Here is a 13,172-nt window from a genome sequence, read left to right as displayed (position 1 = left end):
CCGTTATTAGTGTGGATTAGTTACTAATGGCAGAAGAGTTTGCGAAGAAACTAGTTACCAGCACGTTACTAGTAACCTGAAAGTAACCATCATGAAACCCAACCAACTACTAGCTTCCTCTTGCGCCATGACGCGCACCATGGGCATCCTCGGCGGGAAATGGAAGCCCCTCATTATTTGGGGGATAGGCCAGCGCCGCATTCGGTTTGGGCAGCTGGCGGCGCACATGCCGCTTATATCGCGCAAGGTGCTGGCCGAGCAGCTAAAGGAGCTGGAAGAAGCCGGTCTGATTCTGCGCGAAGCCTTCAACGAGGTACCGCCCCGCGTAGACTACTCCCTCACCGAAAACGGGCTGCGCCTGCTCCCCATCCTTGAATCCCTCCGCGACTGGACTAAAAGCTGCGAAGCCGCCGGAACTCCTGCTTCGGGCCCCTGCCTAGTCGAGAAACAAGCCTAATGCCCTAGGGCTAAGCAACTAAAAAGCTAGTTCCCCTCCTCAGCTGAGGAGGGGCTAGGGGTGGTTGACAATCGTTGTTTGAAACAACCGTCATGCTGAGCGGAGCCGAAGCATCTCTACCGCTTCGTTGCTGATAGGCCTAAAGTATATAGTTAGCCAGCGGTAGAGATGCTTCGGCTCCGCTCAGCATGACAGGCTAATGGCTGGTTCTGTTAGAGTCGTCCAACGATTGGTCAACCACCCCTAGCCCCTCCTCAGCTGAGGAGGGGAACTAGCTTTTAGCTCTCTAGTTTTAGTTGGGTGAAGTAGTTCACCGCAGTCGAAATGGAAAAACTTGCCACTTCACAACTTCACCGTCCTTACCTTCGCCCTTAGTTGATTCTCACCGAATTCACCTTAGCATGAACCAATACGACGTTACCGTCATCGGCTCCGGGCCCGGCGGCTATGTGGCGGCCATCCGCTGCTCCCAGTTGGGCCTTAAAACCGCCCTCATCGAGAAATACGACACCCTGGGCGGCACCTGCCTCAACGTGGGCTGCATCCCCAGCAAGGCCCTGCTCGACTCGACGGAGCACTTCCACAATGCCGGCCACACCTTCAAGGAGCACGGCATTGAGCTGAGCGACCTGCAAATCAACATGAACCAGCTCATCGACCGCAAAAACGGGGTGGTGAAGGCCAATACCGACGGGATTCAGTTCCTGATGAAGAAAAACAAAATCGACGTCATCCACGGCGTCGGTTCGTTTGTCGATAAGAACCACATCAGCATCGCGCCCACGGCGGGCGGCGAGGCCCAGCAGATTGAAACCAAGAACGTCATCATTGCCACCGGCTCCAAGCCCACGGTACTACCGTTCATTGCTCAAGACAAGCAGCGCATCATCACCAGCACCGAGGCCCTGAACATCCGGGAAGTGCCCAAGCACATGATTGTAATTGGCGGCGGCGTTATCGGGCTGGAAATGGCCTCCGTATACGCTCGTCTTGGCGCGAAAGTATCGGTAGTGGAGTTCATGGACTCCCTCATCCCAACTATGGACCGCGGCCTCGGCAAGGAGCTGAAGCGCATCCTGGGCAAAATTGGCATCGAGTTTTTCCTGAGCCACAAAGTAACCGGCGCTACCCGTGAAGGCGACGCCGTGACCGTAACCGCTACCAACCCGAAAGGCGAGGAAGTGAAGTTTGAGGGCGACTACTGCCTGGTAGCCGTGGGCCGCGTGCCCTACACCGCGGGCCTGAACCTGGAAGCTGCTGGCGTGGCTATGGAAGAGCGCGGCCGCATCAAGGTCGATGAGCACCTGCAAACCAACGTGCCCGGCATCTACGCCATCGGCGACGTGGTGCGCGGCGCGATGCTGGCCCACAAGGCCGAAGAAGAAGGTGTATTCGTGGCGGAAACCATTGCGGGCCAGAAGCCGCACGTCAACTACCTGCTCATCCCTGGGGTGGTGTACACCTGGCCGGAAGTGGCCGGCGTGGGCTACACCGAAGAGCAGCTGAAGGAGCAGGGCAAAGCCTACAAAACCGGCTCGTTCCCGTTCCGTGCCTCGGGCCGTGCCCGCGCCTCCATGGACCTCGACGGCTTCGTGAAAGTGCTGGCCGACAAGGAAACCGACGAAATCCTGGGCGTGCACATGATTGGCCCCCGCATCGCCGACCTCATTGCCGAAGCCGTAACGGCCATGGAGTTCCGCGCTTCCGCCGAGGACGTGGCCCGCATGAGCCACGCCCACCCCACCTACGCCGAAGCCATGAAGGAAGCGTGTTTGGCCGCTACCGAGAACCGCGCAATTCACATGTAATGCTGCTTCCGCACTTGCGCTAAAACACACGAGCCCGCTCTGGAAATCAGAGCGGGCTCGTGTGTTTTATGCTAGGCGACGGGGGCTGGTTTGCGGCCGAAAGCGTAGTCGGCCAGGTCTTTAGGGTAGTAGCGCATGGTTTGCAACTCGGTGTCATCCAGGCCGAGGCAGTAGGCGGCGGCGGCGGCTTCCCAGCACCAGTAGCCAGTGAAGCCGGCGGCGTCGGGGCGGTGGGCGTGGATGTTATACCAGACCGTATTCAGGCTCTCATACCAGCCGGCCAGGAAGCTGCGCAGCAGTTGGGGCTGTAGGTCGGGCGGGGCCTGCAGGGCGTCGCGCAGGCGGGCGTAGGTTTTGGGGAAGAGCAGCTTGGTAGTGGTGGGTGGGCGCTCGGGCAGGCGACGGCTGACGAGCCACTCCAGCACGTAGTCCTGCCCTGCGGCTCCGATGACGTCGGTCAGGCGGCGAAACACGTCTGCCTCAACGTGTAGCAGCAGCGCGACAGATAACAAGGTTACCGCCTGCATGTACTCGTCTTGCTCACCATTGAAAAAGAAATTCTCTGCTGCTGGGTGGTGCTTGTAGTGCTCCAGCGAGTTTACAAGATCAACAAATTCGCCTCTGATAGTTTCGATATGCTGACCCCGGGAATATTCTAGAGAAAGGAGAGCATAGCGTTCCGAGAAATTGCTGAACAACAAAATCTCAGGCTTAACTACTTCGGAGTAGCGATGCTGTAAGTAGTAAGCGTTTTGCGTAAGATTCTCCCGCCCGATGCTTATTTCCTCGTCGAAGAAGTCTTCTGTCAGCAAGGGTTCTCTCTTGTTCTTTGCTAGTTCATTCATGCATTTACAACAAAATTTGCTCAATCAACTTTCCTGCTGAATCCACTTTGTGTAGTCTTTTTTCTACACTACCCAGAGCCATTGCGGTTACAATCCTACCAGCTTGGCGTGAGCCTACGGCCTTTCGTAGCCGATTACTACCTAATATCCACGAGTCGCTCATCTGTGGCCCGTCGTGGGTCATGCCTAGGCGGCTCTTGCCGTACTTGGCTTCCGTGATGATGTAGTCGGGGGGCGGGTTGCCGTGCTTCCACACCCCGTCGATGCCGTTGCCGCGGGCCGTGCCGCCGGGTGGGGGCAGGGTCACCAGGCCGCCATCATTGAGCTTGGTATGTCCTTGCGCCCGCATGTACGTGTCGGAAATATGCTCGCCATAGACTCCCTTTTCGGAGTTGCTGCCTAAACTGGGCGGCCCCACGGCAGCGGGGGCCTGCACGGTAGGCAACTCTTTGGGCGCGGCCACAGCGCGGGCGGCTGCCACGTTGCTTTCGTCGCCGAGGATGCGGGCCCGGCGGCGCACTTCATCCGGCGCATCCCAGGGCAACACGCTGTGCGATTCGATGGTCATGCCATCCAGGGTTAAGGCTGCCGCTGTCAGGCGCAGGGTAATGGTTTCGCCGGGCCAGCCGGCCGGGTCGGCGGGGGCGAACTGGCTGCGCAACCCCACGCAGTGCGCGGCCTGAATGTGCAGCCGGTGCAGCACGGACCCGTCGGGGCGGCGTTGCTCCAGCTGGCTGCCGGCCCGCTGGTAAGGGTTGAGCATGTAGCTGCTCAGGCGGGCATCTTCGTCGGAGGCGTCGAGCGTAAGGGTTACTACCTGGGGCCGCACCGTGGTGCTGGGCCGGCCAGCGTGGTCGGTGCCTTGCCGGAAGCCATAGTGACCCTGGAGCACCTTATAGCTGCGGCCGTTGAAAAGCCAAGTCACCAGTTCGGGCGTAACTGCCATAGCAGTCGAATAACGGATGGACGGATAACGGTAGGAAAGGCCACGTAATATAAAAGCCAGCGCCGAGAAGAGAAGCACTTCACCGTTCCCATCCCGCATAAGCTACTCCCATCTACGCCGAAGCTAGGAAGTGAGCGTGTTTGGCGGCTGCCGAGAACCGGGCCATCCACATGTAATTCTTGAACCGTAAGTCAATCAACGCCAAGCGGCTGTAACTCCTATGACTTGCAGCCGCTTGGCGTTGTATGGTTATTGGGTTTTCTCTACTTTCGGGACATGACCAAACAGGAACACGTTGATTACTGGAAAGAAACTGCCGAGCAGGATTGGTCATCGGCGCAGGTACTGTTTGGAGCAGGCAATTACCTAAACAGCTTGTTTCTGGCGCATCTGGTTATTGAAAAACTCAGCAAAGCGCTGTGGGTGCAAGACAATACAGACGACTACCCGCCGCGTATTCACAATATCACTCGCCTGCTGGCAGCCACCACCTACGCACTCAACCCCGCCGAAGAGGTACTAGTAGCTGAACTGAACCAGTTTCAGATGGAAGGACGTTATCCAGACTATGCCCGTACAGTTTACCAGCGGGCTACTGCTAGTCATACGCAAGATGTGTTGCACGACACTGCTACCTTACGCCAATGTTTACTCAACAAGCTGCTTTAGAACAGGTCCGGGCCTTTGCGGAAGAATTGCGGAAGCTAGACGTACCCCTGCGGCAAGTGATTCTGTTCGGATCGTATGCGCGCAACGAGCAACGGGAAGAGTCGGATATTGATGTGGCGCTGGTAGCCGATGATTTTACGGGAGCAGGATTTCTTGATGTCCGGCGTTTTGCCAGTGTATTGGCGCGCTACCCTTATTTCTATATCGAGCCGCACACGTTCACTACCGAACAGTTCACCGACTGGAACCCTTTTGTAAAGGAAATAAGGCGTACTGGAATTCTAGCGGCTTAACGTCTGAGGAGTTCCGGTGCCTCCGCCGAGGACGTAGCCCGCATGAGCCACGCCCACCCCACCTACGCCGAAGCCATGAAGGAAGCCTGCCTAGCCGCTACCGAGAACCGCGCAATTCACATGTAATTCCGCACTTGCGGTAAAAATAAAAGAGGCTGCAACTCATAGGAGTTGCAGCCTCTTTTGCATTGTAAGTGAGACTAAATGTATAGCACTTATCGGCCATTAAATATCTTCTTAAACCTCCTGATTTTTACCAAGGCTGAGTCAGGGTAAATCCAGCGTATGTGTTTATAGCGTTTGCGGAATGGGGCAGATACATATTCAGCATCACGCCCTTGGTAATTTGTTAAGTCTAAGAATATCTCATCCCGACTGGGCAGCTGTGCAACTAATGAATCTAGTTCCAAGCTATAGAACGGCGGAGGCGGAGATAACAACTTTATGTAAAGAGGATTATTGCTCAATACTTTGAAGGTACGTGGGTGAAATTCTGAACTACTATGCTCAATAGCAGTTACCACAACCCCCTGGTTAAAATACTTGCGTTCTATTTGTTCAAGTATATCGATGATTAGTTGGCCTGATGGTAATTTTTTCTGGATATGTAAATGCTTGACTGTGCTATCAGTATCAGTTATGTGAGTCACTATCCCACGTGTTCCATCAAAAATTGCAGGACGTGGAGGTGACGTACTACCATAGAGCGTTTTTAGAGTTCTCAATGCTTCAACTAAGCTATCAGTTTCTTGCTTTGTTAAATGAGTCTCTACTTCTAATGATGGCTCTAAAAACTTTCGTATTTGTTGAAACCGCGAGCTGTCCATTGCTTCAACGTAGACACCATTGTACCCTATAGAATCACCTATACTTAAGTCGTTGCTATAGTTGTTATATCTTCTGATTGTCAAAAGACGAGCTTGCGGTTGTAACTCTACCGATAAAGCATCATGGAAAGATGGACGAACTTGTAGTGTATACCGCTCCTTTCGACCCTCTTGGCAGCCATATAATAGTGAGCATAAGACCAATATAGAAGCAATGGTTCTGAGCATAAATCCAAAAAGTCAGGGGATGAAAACTACGTCTTCTGCACCAGCTTAAACCCATCCTTGGTCACTTGGTACTGCTGGCCCTGGATGGTGATGGTTTCGCCTTCCAGCAGTTTGCTTAGGTTCTCGATGTCGCCTTCGATTGTGTGCAGGGAGAATCCGTGCTGGCGGGCCAGGGCGAGGTACTTGGGGTTGATGTAGTCGCGGACGCCGCAGAGGATGATGCGGACGTGGGCGGTGGTGTTTTTGAGCAGCTTGGCGTCGCGGGGGAAGGTGTAGTTGTCGGCAATGAGGATGAGGTCGGCGGAGTCGGGCGCGGCGGCGAGCTGCTGGCCGTAGAGCAGGGCTTCGGCGTCGTTTTCGGGGGCGTCGCCACCGCCGCCGGCTTTCATGGCTTCAATGAGCTTGCTTTCGATGGACTTGTAGCTGTCGGTGCGGACGTGGAAGAGGCCGCCGGTTTTGCCCACGCGTTTTTGCTTGTCGGGCTGGTCGTTGCCGTCGTTGAAGAACACGAAGGTTTTCTCGTCTTCGAGGGCGCTGAGCTGAAGCCAGGCCAGCAAATCGTAGGTGTAGGGAAACATGCTGCCCGTTACGTCGGTCACCACCACTTCCTTGCTCCACTCGGGGTGGCGCTGCATCACGCGGGCCACCACGTTGGCGTCGGGCGGCAGGGGCAGGGCTTCGGTGGCGGTATCGGAAGCGGCCAGCAGCTCGCCTTTCCTGGTAATGCGCGCCTCGCAATAGTCGTGTTTGTGCTGCTTGTTTTTCTTTTTCAGAAACACCCGGTAGAGCCGCGCCGCCGAGTCGGAGAGGGCAAAGTTGGTGAACACCACATCGGGCTCACCCACCACCTGAAAAGGCCCGATAGGCAACCGAATGGCGCCTTTGACGATAAACGGAAACTGCTTCCGGTCGATGGGGAAGCCCGAGTTGAACACCACGCTCTTGCGGATGGCTTCTTCCAGTTCGGTGGTGCATAGGGGATTGCCGGGCGGCAGCACTTTCACGCTTTGGGTGGTGCCGTCGGCGGCTACGGTGAGCTGAAACCGCACCAGTTGGGCGTCGCGCTGGGGGCAGTGGTAGTTACGGCGCAGGCTGCGGGCCATCTGGCGGTTGCTGAGCCGGGAGCCGGGCAGGTTGCAGGCCACTTTCTTGCCCTGAACTTTCTTGCTGGCTTTAGGGCGCTTCTTGTCCAGCAGCCGCAGCTTGCGCGTGAGGCTGTCGAGGTCGGCGCGCATGGTGGCGGCGGTGGCGTGCGGGGCCACGTACACCACAAACCCGTGGAAAAACGGCTGACACTCGGCGGGGCTATTGCAGCCGGTTTGCTCTACCAGCGTCCAGGTCACCGATTCATCTTGAAGCAAACCCGGTACAGCGGCGGCCAGGTTGCGGATGCGGCTTAGGTTGAGCTGGCGCTGGTTGAAGCTGGCATTGAGCTTGAAGGCGGTGTACACCAGGTCGATGCGCACAATGTGCCGCTCGTTCAGGCGCAGGGCTTTCAGCTCGGCCCCCGAGAAGGTAGAGGGGAACTGCAAGGCTTCCAGGTCGGGGAGCGGCTGGTAGCGGGCGGTGCGGTAGGCGTTAAGCTGGTCGTAGAAGGTGTTGAGGTCGGGGGCGGGAAGGGGCGTTTGGGCTTGGGCCGGGCCCATCAACAGCAGGAACAGGAAGGCGGCCAGCAACGCCCGAAATGATAGAAGCACCATAGAATAAACGAAACGATAAAGCAGTCCGCAAAGTAGGAGTTTGCAGCGGCACTACGTCCCGTTTTTTGCTGGCCACGTGCTACCTTACGCCGCCCACTGCCTTGCCCTATGTCCCGCACCGATACCTACGCCCAAACCCAGCCCGCCAGCCGCGCCGAGTGGCGGCAGTGGCTCACCGAGCACCACGCCAGCCTGCCCGGTGTGTGGCTGGTGTACTGCAAAAAAGTGAGCGGCCAACCCAGCGTCACGTATGCCGAAGCCGTGGAAGAAGCTCTCTGCTTCGGCTGGATCGACTCGCACCCGCGCAAGCTCGACGCCGACCGCACCCAGCTGCTGTTCACGCCCCGCAAGCCCAAAAGTGGCTGGAGCCGCGTGAATAAAGAGCGGCTGGAACGCCTGGAAGCCACCGGCCAGCTCATGCCCGCCGGCCTGGCTGCCATTGCCCGGGCCAAGCAGAACGGCGCCTGGGAAAGCCTCGATGCCGCCGAAGCCGGCCTCATCCCCGCCGACTTAGCGGCCGCCCTGGCTGCCAATGCTCCGGCGGCCCAGCACTTCGCCGCTTTTTCCGCTTCGGTCCGCAAAATGATTCTGACCTGGGTGCTGGGGGCCAAGCAGCCCGAAACCCGCGCCCGGCGCATCATGGAAACCGTGCGGCTGGCCGCCCTGAACAAGCGCGCCACCCTCGACCGGGAGTAGGCTGGCGGTTGGCAGTTACCGGGCTGCAGACGCTGCTAGTTTCGCTTGGATGTTCTGGATCAAAGCGTCGGTTTTCGCGCCTCGGGGGCCAGTGGTTTTCACCAGTGCCAGCAGCTCCTGCGCCAAACTTTCCTTACCGATAAACGACGTAGCGGGTAAATCAGCGAAGACTACCAAGGTGTTGTACAGAGCCAGCGGCGTGCGGGTGTTTTCCTTGGCGAAAAGCAGCAGGTCATTTATTAATTCCGGGTCGCCGCTCCAGGTGGTGCCTAGCTCGTGCGCCGCTTCCCACCGCTTGCGGGCATCTTTGGCTACCAGCTGCGCCACCAGTCCTTTGCGCTTCACAGTGAGCTGGTTGTACGCGTACTTGTCGTCGAGGCTGATGGCTTCCACCACCTGCCGCCCCGATTCGCCGCAGGCGTGCAGCGCAATATTGATGGCCAGCTGCCGCTCCGAGGGCTTCTGGCTTAGAATGGATTGCATCAGGGTGGTAAGTAGCTTGCTCTGCTCGATCTTCTGCGCCGATTCCTGCCGCGAATCCCGAATTTTCTCTAGCTCAATGTCCAGGTTTTCCTTTTGGTGGTTGAGCGAGGTGGTCAGCGCCGCGCTGTCGTCGGCCATCGACCGCTGCACGAAGAAGCCGCCTACCAACAAGATAATAGGCGTGAGGATGGTGGCTATGTCTTTGACGTGCGCCCACGGACTATGCTTGGCTTCCAGCGTTTCCAGCTTGGCGCGTAGTTCCTGAATGGTTTCCTGATCCGACATTTGATTGAAGGTGTAGCATGCAAAGCAGGTGTAACCGAAGTTACCTCCATAATATAGGGTTTTATCTATAAATTAGACTGCACACTAGCTTACTGCTGGTGCCCAGCGTAGTTGTGCGCTGCGTGTAAGCCGGAGGGCGCTGGCGCATGGGCGCTACCTTTCTGGCAGCTCCCGGGAAGCTCCGCCGTAGGGTGGGCGCCATGTAGGTAGAGCAACCTTCGGGGCGGGCTCTGCGAATACGCTAGCCTGTGGAAAGAAGGCTGGCGGTGCTCGAATCGGCTAGTCGGGTGTCGGTTTTCACGGATAACATCCCGCATTCTATGGCTAAGAATAAAAAGAAGAAGTCGAAAAAAAACGATGTGTCGGACGATGTCCTTGACACGGCTGCTTTGTCGATCAAGAAGTTCCGGAAAGTAACCAACCAGCTGGCCAAGCTCAGCACCGGGCAGAAACTGGCCGGCGGCTTGGCGTTGCTGGCCGCCGGCCTCATCTACCTCGACCAACGCAAAGGCGACGCCCGCCTCGTGCCCAACCTGGACTGGCTACGCCTGGGCGAGGCCAAGGAACCCCCAGCAACCTACGCCGCCGAAGCCGACGATAAAGAGCCTTTGCGGCCGCCGGTGGCAGGCAAAGGCCACCGCGTTGCCAAACCCAAAAAGTCGCACGCCCGCCACGCCAAGAAGCCCGCCCTGGACTCCGGTGAGGTGTAGCCCGCGGCCAAGGCTATGTGCTACAGTCCTGCGCTAAGTGAAACTTTTAGCTCGGTTGGGAAGGGCTTATGTTAAGAATTGCCGCCGAAGCAACCTTCCGGGCAGGGTTGCGAATACCCCGTATTCGGGCAGTTTCGTTTTGCGGAGCCGCACCTCTCACCTTTCAGTTGTAGCCATGAAAAAGAATAAAAAAACGAAAGCCGGTAAAAAGTCACTGCTGGGCGGCGCGGCCAAGTCGTTCAAGAAACTCAGCAAAGGCAGCGGCCTCAACAAGCTGACTACCACCCAGAAAGTGCTGGGCGGCGCGGCCTTGCTGGCCGTTGGGTTAAGCTACCTGGGCAAGCGCCGTACCAGCACGCCCGCCGCCACTACCCCCGATGCTACTGCCGCCGAAGAAAGCCTGGCTTCAATGGAAGGCGGCGCCATATAAGCTTGTAAGCCAAGATGCTAGCAGGAAGCCGCTGGTGCGCTCAGGCGTGCCAGCGGCTTTTTCCTTCGGGTAGATGCAGCAGTCAGCCCATTGTTCTGGTGCAACAAGCGCCCGGCTGATTGCCAGGTGCGGTAGTATCGCAACCCAAAACCGCCGAACTTTCGGGTATGCTCTCCGAACCAACCTATCTGGCTGCCCGCGTGGTAGCTCCCATGATTGAAACCCACTTTGCCCGGCACCGTGCGGCGGCCAACCTTTCCGACGAAAGCCAACTGGCCCCGCCTACGCCTGCTAGCTTAGTGGAGGTGATGATTGATGCCGCTTTCTGGGCTAGCCTGCGGCGGGAGGAGGGCCACCCACCCAAAATTTCATTGGCGCTGCTGGAGCCGCACCAGGCCACGCAGCCCGTGGTGTTCAGCAAGCGCCGCCTCATTCCCTACAACCTGCTCAAGCTGGCGCCGGCCGTCGAGCAGCCGGGTATTCATCTGGGCGTGTGGTACGACGACGAAGGGCTGTACGTGTGGGGCACGGCCACCGGCATTCCGCCGCTGTGCCTGGTGCTGGAGGTGATAGAGCCCGGCCTGCTGGTAGTGAAGCACCGCCGCGCCGACGGCTTTGGCAAGTTCGTGAACGTAGCCATCCTGCGCGGCGACCAGCTCCAATTAGTGGATGCCGAGAACATGCTAGCCGACGACTGCCCGGCCCTGCAACGGTTTCTGCCGGGCCGCGAAATACCCTCCGCCACTGGCCAAACCGACAACGTACTGGTGGAGCTGTCGGCGGTGATGCGGGCCCATGGGCGGGGCGGGCTGGTGCTGGTAGTGCCGCCCGGCTCTACGCGGTGGCAGGAGTCGATTGTGCAACCCATGACGTATCCGGTGCTGCCGGCGTACATGGGTATTGCCGAAGGCCAGCAGGAGCAAGCCCGCTGGAAGTGGCAGGAGGACATCCGGCGGGCTATTAGCATTGTGGGCGGCTTCACGGCCGTAGATGGTGCCACCGTCATCACCGACGACTACCACCTGCTGGCTTTTGGGGCGAAGGTATCCAGGGCCGAAACCAGTGCCCCCGTAGATAAGATGGTGCTCACCGAGCCCGTAGTGGACAGCGTGCCGCGCTACCTGCATCCGGCCCAAAACGGCGGCACCCGCCACCTGGCCGCCGCCCAGTTCGTGTACGACCAGCGCGACTCCCTGGCCCTGGTGGCCTCGCAGGACGGGTACTTCACGGTATTTGCCTGGTCAACCAAGCTGGAAATGGTACACGCCCACCGCATTGATGTGCTGCTGCTGTAAGTGTTATCGAGAATGGTAAGAAGAAAAAACACTCACAAGGCTGCCGAGCAGAGGCGCAGCCGAAGTGTCGCACTCTAATTGTTGGTCTACTGGTTGCAACGTCAAGAGGCTGTATGCTTCGGTTGCGCCTCTGCATAATGGTTGGTGGTTTAGGCAGGTGGTGTGCAACCATCAAGCGGCAATAGAGGCTCTGGTGGAAGCAAGCTTCCACCTTACTCTACTTTCTTATGCGTTCCATACTATTCATGCTGAGTGGCTTGCTGCTAGCCGCCAGCGGCGCCCAGGCCCAATTCGGCGTACGAGCCGGCATCAACACAGCTACGCTTACCACTAAAGCCGTCCGGACGGGGCAGGAGGCCAGCGCCGATGCACGCACCGGCTACCAGGTGGGTGTGTTTTACGAGCACAAGCTAAGCAAACACTTGGCCGTGGTGCCCGAGCTACAGTTCAGCCGCCAAAGCGCCAATCTGGACATCGAAGACTATTCGGTGGCTGACGGCGGCTACGTGGCTATGTACCGGCTGCAAACCAGCTACCTGCATTTGCCGGTACTGGTGCGCGGGCACATCGGCCGGTTCTTCGTGGAGGCTGGCCCGCAGGCTAGCCTGTTGGTAGCAGCCCACGAAAAAGGCACCGAAACCATTGGCACCTTTGTTGGCTCCTACAGCCAATCCTTCGACCGGCCCGCCACCGACCAATACCGCCGTTTCGATGTGGGCGTAGTGGCTGGCTTGGGCGTGCAGCTGCCGGCCGGGCTGGCTGTGGGCGTGCGGACTAGTACCGGGCTGCTCTCCCTCACCTCCACGCAGCGCAGCCGCTCCGGCTACGATGGCAAATTACGCAGCCAAATAGTACAAGCCTCAGTTAGTTACCAGTTCGGGTCCCGCTCCTAATCAACTACAAACGATAACAACGCAAAGCGGCGGCAGCTCCTGAGAGCTGCCGCCGCTTTTTTATAATTCAGTGAGCAGGAAACTACTCCGTGGCTTTCTTCACCGCAAAGGCGCTGGGGCCTTTCGGACCCATTTCCACCTCGAAGGTTACTTTGTCGTTTTCCTTTATGGTAATACCACCGAGGCTATTGGCGTGCACAAACACGCTTTCCTGGGTTTGGGCATCCTTGATGAAACCGTAGCCCTTGGAGTCGTTGAAGAACGTCACGCTGCCTTTGCGCACGGTCTCAACCGGCTCTTGGTCTTCCTGGCGCAGCGCGCCAATGCGCACGTCTTCTACGTTGATTTCTTTCTTCTTGCTAGGGTCGGGAGGGGTAGAGGAAATGTTGCCATTCTCGTCTACATAGGCAAGCATCTCGTCGAGGCTCTGCCCGCTTTTGGCGGCAGCCTGGCGCTCTTCCTTACGCTCCTCTTTCTCCTGCTTCTTTTTCTGGCGCTTTTTCTCGTTTTCCTTTTTACCGAAGCTTGCTTGGGATTTCCCCATAGGTTGTGTGGTTGTTTGGTCTGTGTGCTTTCACCCTAAAGCTAAGCATTTCAAATATAGTAT

The 13,172-nt window shown here is 57.7% G+C and carries 15 protein-coding genes; 9 read left to right on the top strand and 6 right to left on the bottom strand.

The features are described 5' to 3' along the window. Positions 1-91 precede the first annotated feature (91 nt). Positions 92-457, top strand: coding sequence for a winged helix-turn-helix transcriptional regulator (locus J0X19_RS10445; RefSeq protein WP_206984302.1), 366 nt, complete (start codon positions 92-94; stop codon positions 455-457). A 401-nt stretch (positions 458-858) separates the two neighbouring features. Further along, on the top strand, positions 859-2,265 hold the full coding sequence (lpdA, locus tag J0X19_RS10440) for a dihydrolipoyl dehydrogenase (protein WP_206984301.1): 1,407 nt from the start codon (positions 859-861) through the stop codon (positions 2,263-2,265). Positions 2,266-2,336: 71 nt separating this feature from the next. On the opposite strand, the gene J0X19_RS10435 is transcribed toward lpdA, so the two are convergent. Beyond that, positions 2,337-3,110 (bottom strand): PoNe immunity protein domain-containing protein, encoded by a 774-nt coding sequence (locus tag J0X19_RS10435; protein WP_206984300.1) that lies wholly within the window; start codon positions 3,108-3,110, stop codon positions 2,337-2,339. A 4-nt stretch (positions 3,111-3,114) separates the two neighbouring features. Continuing rightward, entirely contained in the window at positions 3,115-4,056 is a 942-nt protein-coding gene (tssD, locus tag J0X19_RS10430; RefSeq protein ID WP_206984299.1) for a type VI secretion system tube protein TssD, read from the bottom strand. Between the two features lie 276 nt (positions 4,057-4,332). Between tssD and J0X19_RS10425 the strand changes: the two genes are divergently transcribed. Both J0X19_RS10425 and J0X19_RS10420 read left to right on the top strand, forming a co-directional pair. Beyond that, positions 4,333-4,725 carry a HEPN domain-containing protein gene (locus J0X19_RS10425; protein WP_206984298.1) on the top strand — a complete coding sequence of 131 codons (393 nt, stop codon included), beginning with the start codon at positions 4,333-4,335 and terminating at the stop codon, positions 4,723-4,725. Further along, on the top strand, positions 4,701-5,018 hold the full coding sequence (locus J0X19_RS10420; RefSeq protein ID WP_206984297.1) for a nucleotidyltransferase domain-containing protein: 318 nt from the start codon (positions 4,701-4,703) through the stop codon (positions 5,016-5,018). Before J0X19_RS10425 ends, J0X19_RS10420 begins: the two co-directional genes overlap by 25 nt. A gap of 215 nt (positions 5,019-5,233) precedes the next feature. Here the strand turns inward: J0X19_RS10420 and J0X19_RS10415 are convergent, their stop codons facing one another. After that, positions 5,234-6,073: a hypothetical protein gene (locus J0X19_RS10415; protein ID WP_206984296.1), complete on the bottom strand. Its 840-nt coding sequence runs from the start codon at positions 6,071-6,073 to the stop codon at positions 5,234-5,236. Positions 6,074-6,099: 26 nt separating this feature from the next. After that, a complete protein-coding gene (locus tag J0X19_RS10410) occupies positions 6,100-7,773 on the bottom strand; it encodes an energy transducer TonB (protein ID WP_206984295.1) in 1,674 nt (557 codons plus the stop codon). Positions 7,774-7,881: 108 nt separating this feature from the next. On the opposite strand from J0X19_RS10410, the gene J0X19_RS10405 reads away from it, so the two are divergent. After that, a complete protein-coding gene (locus tag J0X19_RS10405) occupies positions 7,882-8,469 on the top strand; it encodes a YdeI/OmpD-associated family protein (RefSeq protein ID WP_206984294.1) in 588 nt (195 codons plus the stop codon). A gap of 15 nt (positions 8,470-8,484) precedes the next feature. Here the strand turns inward: J0X19_RS10405 and J0X19_RS10400 are convergent, their stop codons facing one another. Continuing rightward, positions 8,485-9,237, bottom strand: a complete 753-nt coding sequence (locus J0X19_RS10400) for a hypothetical protein (RefSeq protein ID WP_206984293.1) — start codon at positions 9,235-9,237, stop codon at positions 8,485-8,487. 320 nt (positions 9,238-9,557) lie between these two features. Between J0X19_RS10400 and J0X19_RS10395 the strand changes: the two genes are divergently transcribed. The 4 genes from J0X19_RS10395 to J0X19_RS10380 all read left to right on the top strand — a co-directional run bounded on the left by J0X19_RS10395 (position 9,558) and on the right by J0X19_RS10380 (position 12,565). Next, positions 9,558-9,947 carry a hypothetical protein gene (locus J0X19_RS10395; RefSeq protein WP_206984292.1) on the top strand — a complete coding sequence of 130 codons (390 nt, stop codon included), beginning with the start codon at positions 9,558-9,560 and terminating at the stop codon, positions 9,945-9,947. A gap of 175 nt (positions 9,948-10,122) precedes the next feature. Beyond that, positions 10,123-10,377, top strand: coding sequence for a hypothetical protein (locus J0X19_RS10390; protein ID WP_206984291.1), 255 nt, complete (start codon positions 10,123-10,125; stop codon positions 10,375-10,377). Between the two features lie 167 nt (positions 10,378-10,544). After that, complete coding sequence (locus J0X19_RS10385; RefSeq protein ID WP_206984290.1) at positions 10,545-11,672, top strand: putative sensor domain DACNV-containing protein; 1,128 nt, start codon at positions 10,545-10,547, stop codon at positions 11,670-11,672. A gap of 227 nt (positions 11,673-11,899) precedes the next feature. Continuing rightward, positions 11,900-12,565, top strand: coding sequence for a porin family protein (locus J0X19_RS10380; protein WP_206984289.1), 666 nt, complete (start codon positions 11,900-11,902; stop codon positions 12,563-12,565). An 82-nt stretch (positions 12,566-12,647) separates the two neighbouring features. On the opposite strand, the gene J0X19_RS10375 is transcribed toward J0X19_RS10380, so the two are convergent. Beyond that, positions 12,648-13,109: a cold-shock protein gene (locus J0X19_RS10375; RefSeq protein WP_206984288.1), complete on the bottom strand. Its 462-nt coding sequence runs from the start codon at positions 13,107-13,109 to the stop codon at positions 12,648-12,650. Between the last annotated feature and the right edge of the window lie 63 nt (positions 13,110-13,172).

The organism is Hymenobacter telluris, assembly GCF_017313265.1.
GTDB lineage: Bacteria > Bacteroidota > Bacteroidia > Cytophagales > Hymenobacteraceae > Hymenobacter > Hymenobacter telluris.
Note: the sequence above shows the minus strand (reverse complement) of the source record. Positions and strands in the feature narration are given on the sequence as shown.

What these genes read in the sequence shown, in the direction of transcription:
- J0X19_RS10445 (WP_206984302.1), top strand. Translation starts at nt 92, where the DNA reads ATGAAACCCAACCAACTACTAGCTTCCTCTTGCGCCATGACGCGCACC.
- lpdA (WP_206984301.1), top strand. Translation starts at nt 859, where the DNA reads ATGAACCAATACGACGTTACCGTCATCGGCTCCGGGCCCGGCGGCTAT.
- J0X19_RS10435 (WP_206984300.1), bottom strand. Translation starts at nt 3,110, where the DNA reads ATGAATGAACTAGCAAAGAACAAGAGAGAACCCTTGCTGACAGAAGAC.
- tssD (WP_206984299.1), bottom strand. Translation starts at nt 4,056, where the DNA reads ATGGCAGTTACGCCCGAACTGGTGACTTGGCTTTTCAACGGCCGCAGC.
- J0X19_RS10425 (WP_206984298.1), top strand. Translation starts at nt 4,333, where the DNA reads ATGACCAAACAGGAACACGTTGATTACTGGAAAGAAACTGCCGAGCAG.
- J0X19_RS10420 (WP_206984297.1), top strand. Translation starts at nt 4,701, where the DNA reads ATGTTTACTCAACAAGCTGCTTTAGAACAGGTCCGGGCCTTTGCGGAA.
- J0X19_RS10415 (WP_206984296.1), bottom strand. Translation starts at nt 6,073, where the DNA reads ATGCTCAGAACCATTGCTTCTATATTGGTCTTATGCTCACTATTATAT.
- J0X19_RS10410 (WP_206984295.1), bottom strand. Translation starts at nt 7,773, where the DNA reads ATGGTGCTTCTATCATTTCGGGCGTTGCTGGCCGCCTTCCTGTTCCTG.
- J0X19_RS10405 (WP_206984294.1), top strand. Translation starts at nt 7,882, where the DNA reads ATGTCCCGCACCGATACCTACGCCCAAACCCAGCCCGCCAGCCGCGCC.
- J0X19_RS10400 (WP_206984293.1), bottom strand. Translation starts at nt 9,237, where the DNA reads ATGTCGGATCAGGAAACCATTCAGGAACTACGCGCCAAGCTGGAAACG.
- J0X19_RS10395 (WP_206984292.1), top strand. Translation starts at nt 9,558, where the DNA reads ATGGCTAAGAATAAAAAGAAGAAGTCGAAAAAAAACGATGTGTCGGAC.
- J0X19_RS10390 (WP_206984291.1), top strand. Translation starts at nt 10,123, where the DNA reads ATGAAAAAGAATAAAAAAACGAAAGCCGGTAAAAAGTCACTGCTGGGC.
- J0X19_RS10385 (WP_206984290.1), top strand. Translation starts at nt 10,545, where the DNA reads ATGCTCTCCGAACCAACCTATCTGGCTGCCCGCGTGGTAGCTCCCATG.
- J0X19_RS10380 (WP_206984289.1), top strand. Translation starts at nt 11,900, where the DNA reads ATGCGTTCCATACTATTCATGCTGAGTGGCTTGCTGCTAGCCGCCAGC.
- J0X19_RS10375 (WP_206984288.1), bottom strand. Translation starts at nt 13,109, where the DNA reads ATGGGGAAATCCCAAGCAAGCTTCGGTAAAAAGGAAAACGAGAAAAAG.